Origin of the sequence: Dyella lipolytica (genome assembly GCF_030160075.1) — a bacterium.
GTDB lineage: Bacteria > Pseudomonadota > Gammaproteobacteria > Xanthomonadales > Rhodanobacteraceae > Dyella_B > Dyella_B lipolytica.
Genome location: NZ_BSNQ01000003.1, coordinates 2,058,466 through 2,077,884, shown reverse-complemented (window position 1 = coordinate 2,077,884; position 19,419 = coordinate 2,058,466). Strand labels below are relative to the sequence as shown.

The window sequence follows — 19,419 nt, the reverse complement described above, 5'->3', positions numbered from 1 at the left end:
CATGCCTTCGGTCCATCGTCTCGACAGACGGCCAGTCTGCCTTCGCCGATGGCCCTGTGGCCTGCGAACAGACAGGGCCGGTGACACCTACGCAGAATTGATCAGAGCATCCTTCGTATGCGCGCTTATCTCGACCTGCTTCGCTATGTGCTGGAACACGGCACGGAAAAAACCGATCGCACCGGCACCGGCACGCGTAGCGTGTTCGGCTGGCAAATGCGCTTTAATCTTGCCGAAGGTTTTCCGCTTGTCACCACCAAGAAGCTGCACCTGAAATCCATCGTGCATGAGCTGATCTGGTTCCTGCAGGGCGATACCAATATCGCTTACCTGAAGGAGCACGGTGTCAGCATCTGGGACGAATGGGCGGATGAGCATGGCGATCTCGGGCCGGTCTACGGCAAGCAGTGGCGCGCGTGGCCAGCGGCCGACGGCCGCATCGTGGATCAGATCCGCTGGGTGGTCGAGGAGATCAAACGCAATCCCAATTCGCGTCGTTTGATCGTCAGCGCGTGGAATGTGGGCGAGCTGCCGAAGATGGCCCTGATGCCATGCCACGCGTTGTTCCAGTTCTACGTGGCAGATGGAAAGTTGAGTTGCCAGTTGTACCAGCGCTCTGGCGATATCTTTCTCGGCGTGCCGTTCAACATTGCCAGCTACGCATTGCTGACGCACATGATTGCGCAAGTCTGCGGCCTCGGCGTGGGCGATTTCGTGCATACGCTGGGCGATGCGCATCTGTACAGCAATCATGTGGAGCAGGCGCGTCTGCAGCTGACGCGCGAGCCGCGGCTGCTGCCGCGCTTGCGACTCAACCCCGATATCGCGTCGATCTTCGACTTCCGCTACGACGATGTAGTGATCGAGGAGTATCACCCTCACCCTGCGATCAAGGCGCCGGTGGCCGTCTAGCGGCTATAAACAAGGGTGCCGCAGGTCCCTGCTCCCACCATGCCACCCCGTTCCCGAAACGCTATAATGAACGGTCAGGGTGACCGGAGATGTGCCGGCTACGCCTGCCGTTCGCCCTAACTGTCATTTCCCGGAGCACCCATGGCCATTTCGTTGATCGCTGCCCTCGACGAGAACTTTGCAATCGGTCGCAAGGGCCAGCTGCCCTGGCATCTGCCGGACGATCTGCGGTGGTTCAAGCAGCTGACGGTCGGCAAGTATGTGCTGATGGGTTACAACACCGCCGTATCGATCGGCCGGACGCTGCCGGATCGCGAGAATCTGGTGCTGTCGCGTCGCCATGAGGCACCGTTCCCTGGCCAGATCACCGTGCGTTCGATCGAAGAGGCACAGGCGCGCTCCAATGGCACTGGCCTGATGGTGATCGGCGGCGGCAAGGTTTTCCAGGAGGCGCTGCCGGTAGCGCGTCGCTTGTACCTCACCTGGGTAAGCGCGGCCGTAGACGGCGCCGACACCTTCTTCCCCGGCATCCACTTCAGCGACTGGACCGAGGTCAAGCGCACGCACCACAAGAAGGATAGCGATCATAGCTACGACTTCGACATGGTCGAGTACATCCGCAACAGCTGATTTCATTCGATGAGCGACCGCGCCGGCGCAGTGTTGCACGTGATGGCCGGCGTGCTGCGCGATACGCAGGGCAGGGTGCTGTTGGCGCAACGTCCGGCGGGTAAGCATCTGGCGGGGTTTTGGGAATTTCCAGGCGGCAAGCTTGAGCCGGGCGAACACCCGCAGCGTGCGTTGGCGCGCGAGTTGCACGAAGAGCTCGGCATCCATCTCGATGCCGCCGATGGCGTAGCGCTGATACGCGTACCGTGGCGTTACGGTGAGCGAGGTCTGTTGCTCGATGCGTGGCAGTTCACACGCTGGCAGGGCACGCCGGCATCGCTAGAAGGGCAGGCGCTGCAATGGCTGTCGCCATCCGCGGTGGATCCGGCGATATTGGCTCCCGCCGATCGACCGATTCTGCAAGCGTTGCGCTTGCCTTCTACCTACCTCATTACACCTGCGGACGTGATGCCGGAGCAGGCGGCGCAATGGCATCTGCGTTTGGATGCAGCGCTGCAACGTGGCGCGCGCCTAATCCAGTTGCGCCTCCCGCGTTGGTCGGTCGAGCAAGTGCGAGCGCTGGCCGCTAGCTTGCAGGAGCGCGCAGTGCAGTGCGAGGCATGCGTTCTACTCAACGGTGATATTGATGGCGCGCTTGCGCTCGGCACCGGCGTAGGCGTACATCTGAAATCTGCGCAACTGGACGCACTGGTCGATCGCCCCTTGCCTTGGACGCAGGTCGTAGGCGCCAGTTGTCATGACGCTTCCCAGCTCGGACAGGCTGCGCGCATCGGCGCCGATTTCGCGACCCTGTCACCGGTTAGTCCTACCACCAGCCACCCCGAAGCGGCATCGTTGGGCTGGTCGCGGTTCCAGGACCTGGCTGAAGCGGCCGCGTTGCCGGTCTATGCACTGGGCGGCATGACGCCTGCACAAGTCGACCAAGCACGCGATCACAGCGGGCAAGGTGTAGCGGGCATCGGTGCGTTCTGGTGATGCGTGCTTGCCCGGCAGGGCGAGCAGCAGTAGCGTGGCCCCATGCGCATCGTTTATCGAGCCCAGAACCTGATCGACGCACACCTGGTGAAGGATGCGCTTGAGAGCGTCGACATACCGGCCTTCATTGCCGGCGAATACCTCACCGGTGGCGTTGGACAACTGCCGGCGCTGGACTACGTCGCGGTGCTGGTGCCGGCATCCAGCGTAGATGCGGCCGAGCCGATCGTGCGTGAGATCGATGGCGCGTTGACGGAAGCCCGGCTGGCGATCGAAGAACAGGACGACGATACGGGCACCTTGCTGCCGGCGCCGGGTTGAGGTGACGATGTCCGCCGTGTCCATCGCGACGCCTGTGGGCGTCAGCAGCGAAGTGCCCATGCGCACCGCCGTCACGCAGATGACTATCGGTGCGATGCTGCTCTCTAGCACCAGTCTCTTTGTGGTCTATGCAGGGACGGCGCCTACCGTTTCGGGTTTCTATCGCATGCTGTTCGGTGGCGTCATGTTGCTGGCGTGGGCGGCGATGCGCGGCGCGTGGCGTGCGGTCGCGTGGCGCGACCTGTGGATGGCTTTGTTGCCGGCGATCTGTTTCGCCACGGATCTGATCCAGTGGCACCGCAGCATTCTGTGGATCGGGCCCGGCATGGCGACCCTGCTGGGCAATTTCCAGGTGTTCCTGATGGCCCTGGTCGGTTTGGTGTTCTATCGCGAGCGACCCGGCCGCTGGTTCGTTCCTGGCATGCTGTTGGCGATCATCGGTTTGTGGTTGCTGGTGGGTGCGCATTGGTCGGTGTTCGACGCGCAGCATCGCCTGGGTGTCTGGCTGGCGCTCGGCAGCGCTTTGGCTTACACGGTGTATCTGCTTAGTTTTCGCCATGCACTGAAAACGCACGCTCAGCTTTCGCCAGCGCTATTTCTCGGGCTGATGAGCCTGCTCTGCGCGCTGCTGCTGTGGCTGTGGGGTCTGGGCGAAGGGGACAGTTTCGCGTTGCACGGCTTGCGCAGTTGGAGTGCTTTACTCGCGTTGGGCTTTTTGGGGCAGATGTTGGCGTGGCTGTTGATGGTGCGAGCCATGCCACGATTGCCCGCGTCGCTGGTGGGCTTGTTGCTGTTGTTGCAACCAGCGCTGGCATTCGTGCTGGACGTGATATTGCTTGGCCGGCCCACCAGCCCGGGCGATTGGCTTGGCTTGGTGCTTGCGTTGGCAGGTATCCTGTTCGGCGCGTTGCGTCCTCGCGCGCGTACATGACGAACCGTAATACTGGAGTGCATGCATGACATCGTTTGAAAGCCTGATCCGTGCTGTGCCGGATTTCCCGAAGCCGGGAGTGACCTTTCGTGACATCACTCCGCTGCTGGCGGACGGCGCCGCCTTCGCACGCTGCATCGATGCGATGGCCGAACCATGGCTAGGCAGCGATGTGCAGGCCGTATGTGGCGTCGAGTCGCGTGGTTTTATTTTTGCTGCGGCCATCGCACAGAAGCTGGGTGCGGGCTTCGTTCCTTTGCGCAAGCCCGGCAAGCTGCCGCCGCCGGTGATGCATGCGGACTACCAGCTGGAATACGGCACCGACCGACTCGAAGCACGTGTGGATACCCTGCGCCAGGGCGAACGCGTGTTGCTTGTCGATGATGTGCTCGCCACAGGCGGGACCTTGGGCGCGGCGCGCAATCTGCTAGGGCAACTCGGCGCCGATCTTGTCGGTGCCTCGGTGGTCATCGAGTTGCTAGCGTTGCAGGGGCGGGCATTGTGGCCGGAAAGCGTGCCCTTGCATGCCGTGCTCCACTATTGATTCGGCATACCTTGTCAACGCGAATTCTGGAGTCTGCCCAGCGTGTTCACGACGGCGGTAGTAAGACGAGCGCTTCACCGCACTGAGTGAAAGAAGTTTAAGAGTTTGCGCAAGCTCGACCTAGTTCGGGATAACCCGATACCAGGTCGAGGCTGCTCGGCATCATGCCGTTAATGGCTATCCTCGTAGATCACGCAAGGTCGTAGCGATCAAGGTTCATCACCTTGTTCCAGGCCGCTACAAAGTCGTGGACAAACTTCTCCTGCGCATCCGAACTTCCATAGACCTCAGCCAGGGCGCGGAGCTGGGAGTTCGAGCCGAAGATGAGATCGATGCGGCTGCCGGTCCACTTGAGTTTGCCCGTCGCGCGATCGTGCCCTTCAAACGCATCGCGCGCATCCGAAACGGGCTTCCACTCCGTGCTCATGTCGAGCAGGTTGATGAAGAAGTCGTTGGACAACGATTCCGGCCGCTTGGTAAAGACACCGTGCTGGGACTGCTTGAAGTTGGTGTTGAGGACGCGTAAACCGCCCACGAGCACCGTCATCTCAGGCGCGGTCAACGTCAGCAATTGCGCCTTATCGATCAGCAGCGCCTCGGCAGGGGCTCTGTATTTGCCCTTGAGGTAGTTGCGGAAACCGTCCGCGACCGGTTCGAGCACGGCGAAAGATTCCACATCGGTGTGTTCCTGCGAGGCGTCGGTGCGTCCCGGCGCGAAGGGAACCGTTACCGTGTGACCGGCATTCTTCGCCGCTTTCTCAACGCCTGCGCAACCGGCCAACACGATCAGGTCGGCAAGCGAGACCTTCTTGCCGCCGGATTGCGCGCTGTTGAATTCGCTCTGGATGCCTTCGAGCGTCTTCAGCACTTTCGCCAACTGCTCGGGCTGGTTGACTTCCCAATCCTTCTGCGGGGCGAGACGGATGCGCGCACCATTCGCGCCGCCGCGCTTATCCGAGCCGCGGAAAGTCGACGCCGACGCCCAGGCGGTCGAGACCAGCTGCGAGACGGACAGACCCGAAGCCAGGACCTTGGCCTTGAGGCTGGCAATGTCCTGCGCATCAATCAGCTTGTGATTCACCGCGGGGACGGGGTCTTGCCAGATGAGCTCTTCGGCCGGCACTTCTGGGCCGAGGTAGCGTGCGCGAGGGCCCATGTCGCGGTGGGTCAGCTTGAACCACGCGCGGGCGAATGCGTCGGCGAGTTGATCGGGGTGCTCTAAGAAGCGCCGTGAAATCTTTTCATAGGCGGGGTCGAGCCGCAGCGAGAGGTCGGTGGTCAGCATGGTGGGCGCATGACGCTTCGACGGGTCATAGGCATCCGGAATCGCGCCGGCACCTGCGCCATTCTTGGGTTTCCACTGATGCGCACCAGCCGGGCTCTTGGTCAGTTCCCATTCGTGGCCAAACAAGTTCTCGAAGAAGTTGTTGCTCCACTTCGTTGGCGTGCTGGTCCAGGTGACCTCCAGGCCGCTGGAGATCGCATCAGCGCCTTTGCCGCTGCGGAAGCTGCTCTTCCAGCCCAGGCCTTGGTTCTCAAGGTTGGCGCCCTCGGGTTCGGTGCCGACGTTGTCGGCGGGACCGGCGCCGTGCGTCTTGCCGAAGGTGTGGCCACCGGCAATGAGCGCGACGGTCTCCTCATCATTCATGGCCATGCGCGCAAAGGTTTCACGGATATCGTGTGCCGCGGCGACGGGGTCCGGATTGCCGTCGGGACCTTCCGGATTCACATAGATCAGGCCCATCTGCACGGCACCTAGCGGATTTTCCAGGTGGCGTCCTTTGTCGGTGCGGCTGGTCTCGCTGCGGTGCAGTTCTTCGTCAGCTACGATCGCGCCTTCGCCTTTGCCGTAGCGGACGTCGCCGCCCAGCCAGGTCTTCTCGCTACCCCAGTAGAGGTCCTGGTCCGGTTCCCAGGTGTCCTCGCGGCCCCCACCGAATCCGAACGTCTTGAAGCCCATGGTCTCGAGCGCGACGTTGCCGGTGAGGATCAACAGATCGGCCCAGGAAATCTTGTTGCCGTACTTCTGCTTGATCGGCCAAAGCAGGCGGCGCGCTTTGTCGAGGCTGACGTTATCCGGCCAACTGTTGAGCGGCGCGAAGCGCTGCTGGCCGCGTCCGCCGCCACCGCGGCCGTCAGCGATGCGGTAGGTGCCGGCACTGTGCCAGGCCATACGGATGAACAGCGGGCCGTAGTGGCCGAAGTCCGCGGGCCACCAATCCTGCGAATCGGTCATCAGCGCCGCGAGGTCTTTCTTCAGCGCCGCCAAGTCGAGGCTCTTGAACGCTTTGGCGTAATTGAAGCCCTCGTCCATTGGATCGGACTTGTGGGAGTGCTGAGCGAGCAGATCCAGTCGCAGCTGTTTCGGCCACCAGTCACGGTTCGTCGTACCGCCACCAGCGGCGTGGTTGAACGGGCACTTTGCTTCGGTTGACATGTGTTCTCTCCTTGGGGGCGTGAGGACCAACGACTCGGTTCAATCTGGAATCCGAACGCTGATAAATGGAGCGAGTACCGGTAAGTCAAATTTCCCTAATCTATAAGTGATGGGTGATTTTGGGCGTAAAGCCGTCCAAATGAATTTTTCGTCCTGATGCTTGGTTCAACACAGGCGAAGCTCTCCCGCCCAGGCGAACCATCGTCGGGCTATCCACAAATCCGATAATGCATAGGCAGCGATAGCGCCTAGGCGGTGCTCTTGGGCTGTATTAGACGGATGTGTAGCATCCGTTTCTATCGCAAAAGGAAGGCGGTCATCCTCAGCTTTCGGATGCACCGGTTCGATCTGAGCCAGCAGCGCATCACGCTGTGTCCGTCTGCGCTTGCTGCCGTATGCGGCATCGAAGAAGCTCATCTGGCTCATGCGGCTGCCCTTCAACGCAGTGGAGTCTTTTTCAACACGATGAGCCGAACTTGTTCAGCGTTTTCTTAGCGTGCGCGCGTTCGGCTTTGTGAGTGACGTACAGATAGCGGTGGCTGACCACCGACCCCTCGGCGAATACATCACCGAAGTTTTGCTCCGTCGTGGAGCTTTTCCGCTTGTTCATGACATCACCTCGGGCGTGGGGCTTGGGAGGGCCATGCAGACGCGGCCAACTTGGGCCGGTCCCCCGAGACTAACGCTGGGTGAGTGAGTTATGAAATTGATTGTTCTTATGAAGATGATTGGTTGTGGCTATGACAAGCACCGTTGCGTATCAAGCGGCGCGGCGACGCTTTGCAGAGCTGGTTGCTGCGGTATGCGGATCGAGCAGATCGCGCGGCAAGCTCTTGAACACTTCGGCCAATTGCTGGAGGAAACCGCACATGGCCGAACTCTTGCGCCATAGCATCGCGATGCGACGGCTGGGTGGGTGGCCGCTGAATTCGAGCAATTGCAGGTTGGGCGCCTGGGCAACCGGAGGTTTCACGGCGAGCGTCGGCAGCAGTGTTATGCCGACATTGGACGCGACCATCTGGCGCAGCGTTTCCAGGCTGGTGGCGCGGAAGCCGCTTTTCTCGCCGGCGCCGGCCATGTGGCACACCTCCAGCGCTTGATCACGCAGGCAGTGGCCATCTTCCAGCAGCAGCAGGCTTTGATCTGAGAGGTCGCTGAGCTTCAATAACGGCCGCTTGGCCAGCGGATGCGATTGCGGCACGGCCAGCACGAACGGTTCTTCGAACAGGAGTTCCGCGTGCAGGCTGTCGTCGTGGATGGGCAGGGCGAGGATGCCGGCGTCGAGCTTTCCCTCGCGCAAGCGATGCAGCACCGTTTCCGTTTTTTCCTCGACCAGCAGCAATTCCAAACGCGGGAAACGATCCCGGATCATCGGCACCACATGCGGGAGCAGATAGGGGCCAAGCGTGGGAAAGATGCCCAGCCGTACCGTGCCCGATTCTGGATCCACCGTGCGGCGCGCAACGCCTTTGATCTGCTCGACCTCGTTCAGCACATCGCGCGCCCTGTTGGCGATATCGCGGCCGACGTCGGTCAGCAGCACTTTGCGCGGCGTGCGTTCCACGAGCGCCACGCCCAGTTCGTCCTCCAGCTTCTTGATCTGGGTGGAGAGCGTAGGTTGGCTGACGAAACAGGCCTCGGCGGCGCGACCAAAGTGCCGATGTTCGGCCAGGGCAACGAGATAGTGCAGGTCGCGCAGGTTCATGAGTGACTCCAATTATAGGCGACGCCTATGAACCCTATGGTAATAATCGATTTGAACAATACAAGTGCTGACCGTATTCTTACTGGGTGAGCGCTGCAGAGTGCAGCGCATCCTTCCCTGACACACCTTCAACAGGAGCAATAAATGCTGACCATCGGCGACAAGTTCCCCCAGTTCAACGTTCCGGCCACCGTCTCGATCGAGAGCCTCGACAAGGCGTTTCAGAACATCGACAACAACACCTATAAGGGCAAGTGGCTGTGCGTGTTCTTCTATCCGAAGGACTTCACTTTCGTCTGCCCGACCGAGATCAAGGGCTTCAGCGACGTGAACCAGCAGTTCGCCGACCGTGATTGCCAGGTGCTGGCCGCCAGCACGGATTCCGAGTTCGTCCATCTTGCATGGCGCAAAGACCACAAGGATCTGCGCGACCTGAAATTCCCGATGCTGGCCGACATCAAGAAGGACCTGAGCAATGCGCTAGGCATCCTGACCGAAGATGGCGTCGCGCAGCGTGCGACCTTCCTGGTCGATCCGGAAGGCGTGATTCGCTTCGTCTACGTCACCGACGGCTCCGTCGGCCGCAACCCGGCTGAAGTGCTGCGCGTGCTCGACGCACTGCAGACCGATGAACTGTGCCCCTGCAACTGGAGCCAGGGCGAAGACACCCTCAAGGTCGCCTAATCCAGTTATCGCCCGCACTCCGCGCCGCTCACCCCTCCCCCCATCGAGCGCACGGAGTACTCATCGGCGGCGAAGTCCGTTTCGCCGCCGTTTTTTTGCCCCAAGAATTCGATGAGGTACTCCATGAGCCTTGCTGATCTGAAAGCCCAATTGCCCGACTACGCGAAAGACCTGCGCCTGAATCTCGATTCCGTGCTGAGCGAAGGCGGTGCACCCGGTTTGACGCAGAAGCAGATCGCCGTGATCGCTCTGGCATCGGCGATTGCCTCGCGCTACAAGCCGCTCACTGCCGCGATCGCCGAAGAATCGGCCAAGCATGCAAGCCCGGAAGAACTCAACGGCGCTCGCGTGGCCGCTGCGATCATGGGCATGAACAACATCTACTACCGCTTCGTGCACCTGGTGGGCGATGCCGAATACGGTACGCTGCGCGCCGGTCTGCGCATGAATGCGATGGCCAATCCCGGTGGCGACAAGATCGATTTCGAACTCGCTTCGCTCGCCGTGTCGGCGGTGAACGGTTGCGGCATGTGCCTGGAATCGCATGAGAAGACGTTGCGCAAGCATGGCCTCTCGGCGCAGCCGATTCAGAGTGCTGCGCGCATTGCCGCCGTGATTCACGCGGCTGCGGTTGCGCTGGAACAGGCCGACGTCGCAGGTTGAAGCGCGTGGCAGCACGGTAAACAAAAACCCCGGCACGTGTGCCGGGGTTTTTTTATACAACATGCAAACGCCGATTACGGGTTGTAGTCGGCAAGTACCGAGATGTTGCTGAAGCTGCCTTGCGGTGCGGTTACAAGGATGTAGTACGTGGTCGCTTGCGGTTGCGGGATGACCACGGCTTCGCTGGTGCCCGGTTTGATCGAGCTGAAATCCGCATTGCCGCCGTTTGCGGACGGAGCGCTGCCAGCTTTCACATACAAGCCTACGTTGCCCGAACCACCCAAAGTGCGGATGTTCAAGGTCGTGGCACCTGCGGGCACGACGATCGAGTACAGGTTGCCAGTGCTCGTGGAGTTCTGACCCGACAACAGCACGCCCTTGGCCAGCGGCGTTGCGCTGGGGTTATTGCCGCCACCGCCGTTGTCGTTGCCCACGGCCAGATTAACCGCGGCATAGGCATCGACGATGCCCGCGCCAATCGGTTGATCTTCCGACACGGGGAACGCGCGAGCCGACGTCACGAGCACGTTGGTGATCTGAGTCGGCGTAAGAGCTTGCAGGCCAGCAGCCTTCACTGCACCAGCGATCAAGGCCACGGTACCTGCAACATGTGGTGAGGCCTGCGAAGTGCCTGCCATGCCGCCATAGGCCTGGACTGGATCGGCAGGATAAATGGGCCCTTTGGTGCCCAAATTTATGGCCTGCCAGACGAAGCCGTCGTCCACCTCCGTACCCGACGATGCATCATTGGCGTAAATGCCACCACCTGGCGCCGAGATAGTGATGCCCTTGCCATAGTTGGAGTAGAACGCGCGCTTACCGGTAATGCCGTTCGAAGCTACGGCAATCACTCCGGGGCAGCTGGCCGGCGTGAAGCCCGATACATCCGCCGAACTGTTGCCGGCGGCGACCACGACGGTGGTCCCGCGGCTGACCGCGTCTTGGATGGCTTGGTATTCGGGGTCGGCGGACGTGCACTGACCATCACCACCCAAGCTCATATTGATGACTTGAGCGACGTTGGTGTTATCCGGCATGCCGGGTACTTGACCGCCCGATGCCCATTCGATCGCATCGGAAATGTCGGAGTCATAGCCACCGCAATGACCAAGCACGCGAAGCGGCAGCACTTTGGCGTTATAAGCGATACCCGCCATGCCCACGCCATTGTTGGTAAGTTCGGCGGCTTCGCCGGAGACGACGGTGCCGTGCCAGCTACTCGGTTCGGCGGCTTGGCCTGCACCGCATTCGTTCTTGGTCGTCCAGTCACCTGTATCCCAGCCGCCAGGAACGCGACCATCCGTCGGACGTCCGGAGACTGTGTGGTCGTAAATGAAGTCGTAACCCGCGTTACCTAGTGACGTATCTAGATCTGGATGCTGGGTGATGCCTGTATCGATCACCGCAATCGTGACGCCTGTGCCATCTGCGATATTCCAGGCGTAATTGACGTCGGCACCGCCCGTCGCATTGGAGAAATTCCACTGGTACTGCGCGTAGTACGGATCGTTGGGTGTGAAGGGTGTTGCCGTATCGGTGGGCTTCGCCATCGTGGCGGGCGCTTTGAAGTCTTGCACAAGGTACATCTTGCGGTCCGGCTGGACGTTTGCGACGGCAGCATCTGAAGCGATTTGCAGCATCAGCGCATTGGCTTCGCCTTGGCTGAGCTTGCGCGATGTGCGGACAAGATCGGAACCGACGGCGAGCTTGCGCTGATATGACGCCGAAACGGCTGGCGTCGAAGTGCCAGTCGATGAAACCGTGGCGGTGCTCAGGCCCGCACGATGGATGGCGGCAGTCACGCTCTGCAGCGCGGCCGTGCTGTTGTTGCGCTGGGTCGTACCGTTTTTGTAGGTGACGATGAAGCGGTCATAAGTCTGATCCGCTCGGCTGGCACCGACGTACCTAGCCGATAACGTGGAAGTATCCGCAGCGCGAATGGCTGGAACAGCCAAGAACATGGCAGCGGCGAGTGCACTGATACCAAAAGTGTGAAGTGACTTCATACAGTGATCCTTGAAGTGAGGCCCGGGACTATCCGCGTCCCGGATGGAATGACGAACGATTTGCGATCGCCCGGTTTTCGCCACGTCGCGAGCGGCATGGCGATGTGAGATGCGCCCTCTTCCTAGGTAGCGAGAAGAGGGCGCCATTCGTTACCAGCCGAAGCTGACGCCGACCGTGCCGCTGGATTCGCCACCGCCGGAGATCGAGCCGCCGATCAGCACGGCGCCGTTACCCGAAATGCGATGAGCAAGGCCAACCGCCAGCGCTCCCTGACCGGCATAGGTACCGGCTGCCGCACTCACGCGGTTGTCGGTGCCTGGCGCTGCTGCAATGGCGCCGGCCATACCGGCCATCGCCGTGCCCATCGCACCCACACGATTCAAGCGCAGGTTGACCGAATGGAACTGGCTGTTCACCGAGTCACGGAACGCATTGAAGTTGTCGTTGGTGACCAGGCCTGCCGTCTTTTGATCGGTGTATGCGTTGGCCGAACTTAGCGTTTGCGCGTCACCCGCATCGGCGTAAGCATTCGCGGCGTCGATGGCACTTTGCGTAGCTGCCGCCACTTGGCTGACGTTGGCTGCATCGGTGGCGTTGACACCCGCGGCGACGTTGATGATCTGACGTTCCGCACCCACGCTACCCACCGATACCGTGTTGGCTTGATCAGCGACCGAGCCGGCACCGATCGCGACAGCATTCGATGCGGTGACCTGGCTACCCTGACCGATAGCGGTACCGGACGATGCGGTGACATTGCTGTCCGCACCCACGGCCGTGGCGTTCGAAGCCGCGCTGGCAACTTGTGCGTTAGTGCCCGCGACGGTGTTCGTATCCGTGGTGCTTGCAGCCAGTGCGTTACTGGTGCCTGGGGCGCTGTTGCTTGCTGCTGGCACAGGTGTGCTGTTGCTCGTGCCTAGACTGCTCACCTGGGTTTCGAGACTTCCAACGCGGCCATTCAACGAGTTGATACTGTTGAGCGCACCTGTCATCGCCCCGTCCAGGGCACTAAACGCGCCGCTCATGCTGTTGAACATGTTGCCCTGGATACTGAACTGCGGCAGGCCCATCATGCCGTTGGCATCCATGGCGACATTGCCCCCGATGACTGCGGCCAGCGACTTGTACTGGCTCACGTTCACTGCATCAGTGTTGTTCAGGCCGGCTGCGACGTTGGAGAGTGTCGTTCCGCTATTACCACCTAACGTGATCGAGGCCTGGTTGCTACCTGCATCGTAAGCAATGGCTGAAACGGTGTTACCGCTGGCATCCATCAGACCTACCTGCTTGAGCTGAGCGACGTTGACGGCATCCGTATCCTGGGTACCTGCCTTGACGTTCGTGATCTGACGTTCGCTACCTACACGTCCCACAGAGACCGTGTTGGCACGATCGGCAAAGCTGCCGTTGCCCAGCGCCACACTGTTGTAGCCAGTGCTCAAGCTATTGGCGCCCAGTGCCATGCTGGCATTGCCAATGGCGGTTGCGCCAAATCCGAGCGCAGTGCTTTGCACGCCGATCGCGGTGCTCGTTGCGCCTATAGCCACAGTGCCATCGGTAGTTGCCTTGGCATTGGCGCCGCTCGCAACCGACTGCGTGCCGCTGGCGCTAGCGTCGTCGCTACCATCGTTCATGCCATTGGCTTTGAAGTAGCGATTGCCTTGGGCGCCGGCGTTGGCCACCGCATCCAACTGTGACTTGTTCACCGCATCGGTGGCTTGGGTACCGGCAGCCACGTTAGTGATCTGGCGTTCGTCGCCGGCACTGCCCACAGAGACACTCATGTCGCGATCGGCGACTGATAAGTTGCCCAACGCGACGGAGCGGTTGCCTTCACTTAGTGCGCCCGTGCCAATCGCCACACTACGATCAGCTTGGGCTTGCGCACCGGCTCCTAGCGCAGTGGAAGCGAATCCTCCCGCATAGGTGTTGGCGACATAAATGTCGTTACCTACAACATCGCCATAGATGCCGCCAATGGCCGTGCTGGACTGCCCCGACACACTGGCGAGCGTACCGATGGCGACGGAGTTGCTGGCATTTGCACCGGTGCTTGCGGCGACGCCCATCGCGATGGAAGCTGGGCCGTGAGCTTCCGACGCCAAACCGATGGCAATGCCGCCACTTGCCGCGCTATCTACATAAGATTCGGCGCCCAAAGCCAGCGAACCATCAGCCTGCGCATTGGCGGTGTAACCGAATGCACTCGCTTCCAAACCGCTGGCATTGGCTTGCTGGCCTGCGGCGATGCTGTTGTCGCCGATAGCCGAGCTGCCATAGCCGACAGCGGTGCTGAAATTACCAATGGCGTTGGCACCGCTGCCGAAGGATGAGCTGCCCGTGCCCATGGCGAAGCTGCCCGAGCCGGCGGCTGTGGAGTACTGACCACTGGCGATCGCATCGTCATTACCGTTACCAGTAGCGGCGAAGTAATGGCTGGCGGCACCGACGCTGTTGGACAGCGCATCCAACTGCGACTTGTTCACTGCATCGGTGTCTTGAGTGCCGGCTGCCACGTTGGTGATCTGGCGCGTGACAGCGTTGTGCTTGACGCCATAACCATCCGTCCAAGCCGAGTCGGCACCGACCGAAACGGTGTTCGCCCGATCGGCATACGAGCCCGAACCCAACGCCACTGCATTCGTAGCACCGTAAGCCACTTCGCTGCTTTCGCCGATGGCTGTGCCGTTGCTGTCGAAACTGAAGGTATTGGCACCGATCACTGTGCTCTTGGGTGCCGAGCTCGCAATGTAGCTGCCTGCGCCGACCGTCGTGGCGCGATAAGCGTTAGCTCCCGCATTGGAGCCCACTGCAGTGATTTCATCCACCGTATTGCCACTGCCTGCACCTGCGCCCAGTGCGGTTGAGTTGTTGCCCAGTACCCACGCCCCGGAGCCGGCTGCCAACGTGTTATAGCCAATGGCCGAGGCAGCGCCACCCAGAGCGGTGGAGAACATGCCGGTAGCCGTGCTGGCCCAACCCAGGGCGACCGTGCCGAGATTGGCCGTCTGCGCCCGTTCGCCGATGGCGATGCTGCGAACACCGTTGGCTTGGCTGTTCAGGCCCATGGCTATCGAGGCCCAACTGGTGGAAGCACTGTTGGAGCCGATGGCGATGGCGTTGTAGTACGAGGCGGATGCCCCGCCACCTAGCGCCAGCGACTGGTCACCGCTGGCTTGCGCATTCGCACCCATGGCAATAGCGCTGTCGCCGAATGCCGCGCTGCCGTAGCCGGAGGCAACGCTGTATTGACCGATGGCATTGGCCCCACTGCCGAAGGCCGAAGCACCGTCACCCATCGCAAAGCTGCCCGAGCCGGCGGCTGTGGCGTACTGACCACTGGCGATCGCATCGTCATTACCGTTACCAGTGGCAGCGAAGTAGTGGCTGGCGGAGCCGACGCTGTCGGAGAGCGCATCCAACTGCGACTTATTCACCGCATCGGTGGCTTGGGTACCGACGGCCACGTTGGTAATTTGACGCTCACGACCGACGCTACCCACCGAAAGGGTGTTGTCACGGTCGGCTACCGAACGTGCTCCCAGTGCGATCGAGTTGGCGCCCGTCACGACGGTCGAATTACCGATCGCAACGCTCTCCGCCGTCAGGCCGTAGTAGCCGGCATACGGACCAAGCGCTACCGAATTGGCGCCATAGGTCGTTGCTGCGAAGCCGAGCGCGACGCTGGTATTGCCGCCGGCCTGGGCTGCCGAGCCCATGGCCATCGAATAGGTGCCTGTGCTCATCGTTGAGCGAGTGATGATGCTGTGACTAACGTTATCGATAAACCCGCCTGCCGAGCCTATTGCCATGCTCGACGACCCGTTAGCTGTGGCAGTGGCACCCATAGCAATGCTGCCGCTGGCGCTGCTGCCTACGGTGGCAAGCGAACCGATGGCGATGCCGCTGTAAGAATTGGTGCCCACGGAGGCGCCGTAGCCGTACGCTTGGCCAAAATTCGCAGTGCCGTCCACCGCGCCGCCGGCAATCGCCACGGAGTTGTAGCCCAGCGCCTGCGAACTGCTACCCAGCGCGGTGCTCATCGTGCCATTCGCCGTTGCGCTGTTGCCCAGGGCGACGGAACTGCTTCCCGTTGCAACGCTGTTGGAGCCGACTGCAGCGCTTTGTGTGCCGCTGGCAACCGCATAGGCACCATCGGCGATACTGTTGTCGCCGATGGCCGAGCTGCCATAGCCGGTGGCGGTGCTGAAATTGCCGATGGCGTTAGCACCACTGCCAAAGGCCGAGGCACCGGTGCCCATGGCGAAGCTGCCCGAACCGGCGGCGATGCCGTACTGGCCGCTGGCAATCGCATCATCGTTGCCTTGGCCGTTGGCGGCGAAATAGTGAGTGGCATCGCTCACGCCGTTAGCCACGGCATCCAACTGCGACTTGTTGACCGCATCGGTGCCTTGAGTGCCGGCGGCTACGTTGGTGATCTGGCGTTCGTGTCCTACGCGGCCGACCGATACCGAGTTGGCACGGTTGGCGATGGAGTTGGCGCCCAGCGCCACGCTGCCTGTGGTGAGCGCTTGCGCGTTGTAGCCGAGTGCCATCGCATTGCGCGTCTGCGCATAGCTGTCAGCGCCGAGCGCGGTGGAATTGACGCCGCTGGCGAACGAACCGCTGCCAACCGCCGTGGAACTTTGGCCGTAAGCGAACGAGCTTCCGCCAACGGCCGTAGCATTGCTGCCGATGGCGTAGCTTGCCACGCCCAACGCTGCCGCATTGTCCCCGGTTGCCAAAGCTAAAGCGCCTTGGGCGAGGGAATAGTTGCCGATAGCTTGAGTGCCAACACCGGTGGCAGTGCTGAAATTGCCACTGGCCAGGCTGTATGACCCAGCCGCTGTCGCCTTCACACCCGTGGCGATGGCATCGTCGCTGCCGTCGTTGTTGCCGTTGGCTTTGAAGTAATGCTGTGCGTCGCTGACGTTGCTGGCCAAGGTATCCAACTGCGACTTGTTGACCGCATCGGTGGCCTGCTTACCGGCCGCCACGTTAGTGATCTGGCGTTCGGCGCCTGCGCTGCCGACGGAGACGGTGTTGTCGCGATCGGCGACGGAGTTCGAGCCCAGCGCAACGCTGTTATTCGCTATCGCGGCGCTGCCGTAACCCAAGGCACTGCTGTAGCTACCGATAGCGTTGGCGCCGCTGCCGAAAGCCGATGCGCCATCGTCCATGGCGAAGCTGCCCGAACCGGCGGCGGTGGCGTATTGACCACTGGCGATCGCATCGTCGTTGCCTTGGCCGTGAGCGGCGAAGTAATGGATGGCATCGCCCGCGCTGTCGGAGAGTGCATCCAACTGCGATTTGTTGATCGCATCGGTGGCCTGCGTGCCGGCTGCCACGTTGGTGACCTGACGTTCCGCGCCAGCACTGCCTACTGAAACCGAGTTGTCGCGGTCGGCAATCGATCCCGCACCGAGTGCCACGGAGTTGTCGTTGTAAGTGCTTGCCTGTTTGCCCAATGCCATGGAGGCATTACCGTCCGCATAGGCATAATCGCCTATGGCAATCGTGTCATCGGCATTGGCGATGGCGACGGTGCCCAGTGCTATGGAGTTCCGTCCAAATGCCTGGGCGCCTTCGGTGAAGTTACAGAATTGACCCTGAGGGCAAAGATAGAAACCACCCATGGCAATCGAACCGTCGCCAACAGCCTGCGCTTGGGCGCCGATGGCTACCGACAGTTCGCCAGACGCGCCAGCCATACCGCCGATGGCCACGGTTCCCCGATTGCCCGCATAGCTCTGTGCGCCAATGGCCGTCGATACATCGCCGAGTGCCCATGCCTGGGCGCCCAGTGCTGTGGCGTAGTCGCCGCTTGCGGATGCAGTATTTCCATAGGCACTTGCCTGCGCACCACCTGCGAAACTATTGGCACCCGCGGAGATTGCCGACCAGCCCGTAGCCTGTGCATTCACGCCGCTCGCCGTGCTGTAGTCACCTAGCGCCAGGCTGCCAAAACCGTTCGCAGTGCTGAACTGACCAACGGCGTTAGTCCCACTGCCGAAGGCCGATGCACCTGTGCCCATCGCAAAGCTGCCCGAGCCGGCGGCCGTAGCGTACTGACCACTGGCGATCGCATCGTCGTTGCCTTGGCCGTTGGCGGCGAAATAGTGAGTGGCATCGCTCACGCCGTTAGCGACGTCATCCAGTTGCGACTTGTTGACCGCATCGGTGCCTTGAGTGCCGGCGGCTACGTTGGTGATCTGGCGTTCGTGTCCCACGCGGCCCACCGATACCGAGTTGGCACGGTTGGCGATGGAGTTGGCGCCCAGCGCCACGCTGCCTGGGGTGAGCGCTTGCGCGCTGTAGCCGAGTGCCATCGCATTGCGCGCCAGCGCAAAGCTATCAGCGCCGAGCGCGGTGGAATTGACGCCATTAGCGAACGAGGAGCCGCCCACTGCCGTGGAACTTTGGCCGTAAGCGTAGGCGCCTCCGCCGACGGCCGTACTACCGTCGCCGATGGCGAGGCTTGCCAAGCCCAACGCGACCGACATGTCCCCGCCGGCGAATGCGAAGGCACCTTGGGCGAGAGAGGCGACGCCGATGGCTTGAGCCTCAGCACCCGTGGCGGTGCTGTAATTGCCAGTGGCCGCGCTGTATGACCCAGCTGCCGTCGCCTTCACACCCGTGGCGATGGCATCGTCGCTACCGTCGTTGTTGCCGTTGGCTTTGAAGTAATGCTGTGCATCGCTGACGCTGTCGGCAAGCGTCTTCAACTGGGATATGTTGACCGCGTCGTGCGCATCAATACCATCGGCGACGTTCGTAACGCGGCGCTCTTGTCCTGCGCTGCCAACGGATACGACGTTGTCGACATCGGCGACCGATCCGGCGCCAAGCGCAATGCTGTTGTTGCCCGATGCAACGCTGTTTTGCCCCAATGCAATGCTGGCCGTGCCAGAGGCGAACGCGTCGTGGCCGATCGCGACGCTGTCGTCGCCGCGTGCGGTCGACATGTAACCCAGTGCCGTCGAATAGTCGCCCATCGCCAGCGAGCGATTGCCCAGCGCGTTGCTGTAATTGCCCAAAGCCGATGCCAGCGAACCGCAGGCAAAGGCGTTGCTCAATGCAAAAGGCTGATTGGTCGGCGCAAACGACCCAGTGCAAACATCGGCGTGAGCGGATTTTGGCGTCAACGCCATGGCCAGCATGATGGCCACTGAAATACCGGCAAGCCGAATTCCGGAGCGCTCTTGTTTGCGGCTGTCGACCACCACATCGCAACTGGCCAGCTCGGATGCCACCACGACGGCGCCGAGCGATGCGTTCCAAACCTTGCTGTAGATCCTGTTCATGCTTGTTGACTCCTCCATGCGAATAGGGAACGCAGGAAGCGCATGCCAAGGCATGCACGTCGAGGTGACGGAAGCTGGAATGGAGTTCCCCTCGATCCTGCTATTCGTGTATGGCCGCTGCCGAGGGTCCGTCTGTGTCAGGCCTGGGCGTGTGGCGCACCGCGAGCATCACGATTCGTGGAAGGGCGTGTCACGCACGGAAAATCACGAAAGTTCACTTCTTTCACGCATCCTCACGCTTTCTCACATGCTTGTTCACGTTGCATTTCGGAGGATGCATGCGGTGTCGGAACCTTACGAATGCGT

14 protein-coding genes are annotated in these 19,419 nt (G+C 61.4%); 8 read left to right on the top strand and 6 right to left on the bottom strand.

Features of this window, described 5'->3' with window-relative positions; all coding sequences use genetic code 11:
- Positions 1-117 precede the first annotated feature (117 nt).
- The 6 genes from QQL64_RS10725 (at position 118) to QQL64_RS10700 (ending at position 4,313) form a co-directional block, all read left to right on the top strand.
- On the top strand, positions 118-912 hold the full coding sequence (locus QQL64_RS10725) for a thymidylate synthase (RefSeq protein WP_284399136.1): 795 nt from the start codon (positions 118-120) through the stop codon (positions 910-912).
- 141 nt (positions 913-1,053) lie between these two features.
- Complete coding sequence (locus tag QQL64_RS10720; protein ID WP_284399135.1) at positions 1,054-1,542, top strand: dihydrofolate reductase; 489 nt, start codon at positions 1,054-1,056, stop codon at positions 1,540-1,542.
- Between the two features lie 9 nt (positions 1,543-1,551).
- Positions 1,552-2,517: a Nudix family hydrolase gene (locus QQL64_RS10715; RefSeq protein ID WP_284399132.1), complete on the top strand. Its 966-nt coding sequence runs from the start codon at positions 1,552-1,554 to the stop codon at positions 2,515-2,517.
- A 42-nt stretch (positions 2,518-2,559) separates the two neighbouring features.
- Entirely contained in the window at positions 2,560-2,838 is a 279-nt protein-coding gene (locus QQL64_RS10710; RefSeq protein WP_284399129.1) for a putative signal transducing protein, read from the top strand.
- A 7-nt stretch (positions 2,839-2,845) separates the two neighbouring features.
- Positions 2,846-3,769, top strand: a complete 924-nt coding sequence (locus QQL64_RS10705) for a DMT family transporter (protein WP_284399126.1) — start codon at positions 2,846-2,848, stop codon at positions 3,767-3,769.
- A 25-nt stretch (positions 3,770-3,794) separates the two neighbouring features.
- Positions 3,795-4,313, top strand: coding sequence for an adenine phosphoribosyltransferase (locus QQL64_RS10700; protein WP_284399124.1), 519 nt, complete (start codon positions 3,795-3,797; stop codon positions 4,311-4,313).
- 190 nt (positions 4,314-4,503) lie between these two features.
- On the opposite strand, the gene katG is transcribed toward QQL64_RS10700, so the two are convergent.
- The 4 genes from katG to oxyR all read right to left on the bottom strand — a co-directional run bounded on the left by katG (position 4,504) and on the right by oxyR (position 8,455).
- Positions 4,504-6,750 carry a catalase/peroxidase HPI gene (katG, locus tag QQL64_RS10695; RefSeq protein ID WP_284399121.1) on the bottom strand — a complete coding sequence of 749 codons (2,247 nt, stop codon included), beginning with the start codon at positions 6,748-6,750 and terminating at the stop codon, positions 4,504-4,506.
- A gap of 165 nt (positions 6,751-6,915) precedes the next feature.
- The gene (locus QQL64_RS10690; protein ID WP_284399118.1) at positions 6,916-7,176 is read right to left on the bottom strand and encodes a hypothetical protein; all 261 of its coding nucleotides are present in this window, start codon (positions 7,174-7,176) and stop codon (positions 6,916-6,918) included.
- 31 nt (positions 7,177-7,207) lie between these two features.
- A complete protein-coding gene (locus QQL64_RS10685) occupies positions 7,208-7,360 on the bottom strand; it encodes a hypothetical protein (protein WP_284399116.1) in 153 nt (50 codons plus the stop codon).
- Between the two features lie 150 nt (positions 7,361-7,510).
- Positions 7,511-8,455: a DNA-binding transcriptional regulator OxyR gene (oxyR, locus tag QQL64_RS10680; RefSeq protein WP_284399113.1), complete on the bottom strand. Its 945-nt coding sequence runs from the start codon at positions 8,453-8,455 to the stop codon at positions 7,511-7,513.
- 144 nt (positions 8,456-8,599) lie between these two features.
- On the opposite strand from oxyR, the gene QQL64_RS10675 reads away from it, so the two are divergent.
- Together QQL64_RS10675 and ahpD are read left to right on the top strand one after the other, a co-directional pair.
- Positions 8,600-9,139, top strand: coding sequence for a peroxiredoxin (locus QQL64_RS10675; protein ID WP_284399112.1), 540 nt, complete (start codon positions 8,600-8,602; stop codon positions 9,137-9,139).
- 123 nt (positions 9,140-9,262) lie between these two features.
- Positions 9,263-9,802, top strand: coding sequence for an alkylhydroperoxidase, AhpD family (gene ahpD / locus QQL64_RS10670; protein ID WP_284399110.1), 540 nt, complete (start codon positions 9,263-9,265; stop codon positions 9,800-9,802).
- 74 nt (positions 9,803-9,876) lie between these two features.
- Here ahpD and QQL64_RS10665 read toward each other — a convergent pair whose 3' ends face one another.
- Together QQL64_RS10665 and QQL64_RS10660 are read right to left on the bottom strand one after the other, a co-directional pair.
- A complete protein-coding gene (locus tag QQL64_RS10665) occupies positions 9,877-11,808 on the bottom strand; it encodes a S8 family serine peptidase (RefSeq protein ID WP_284399107.1) in 1,932 nt (643 codons plus the stop codon).
- 150 nt (positions 11,809-11,958) lie between these two features.
- Complete coding sequence (locus QQL64_RS10660) at positions 11,959-19,113, bottom strand: ESPR-type extended signal peptide-containing protein (protein ID WP_284399104.1); 7,155 nt, start codon at positions 19,111-19,113, stop codon at positions 11,959-11,961.
- Positions 19,114-19,419 lie beyond the last annotated feature (306 nt).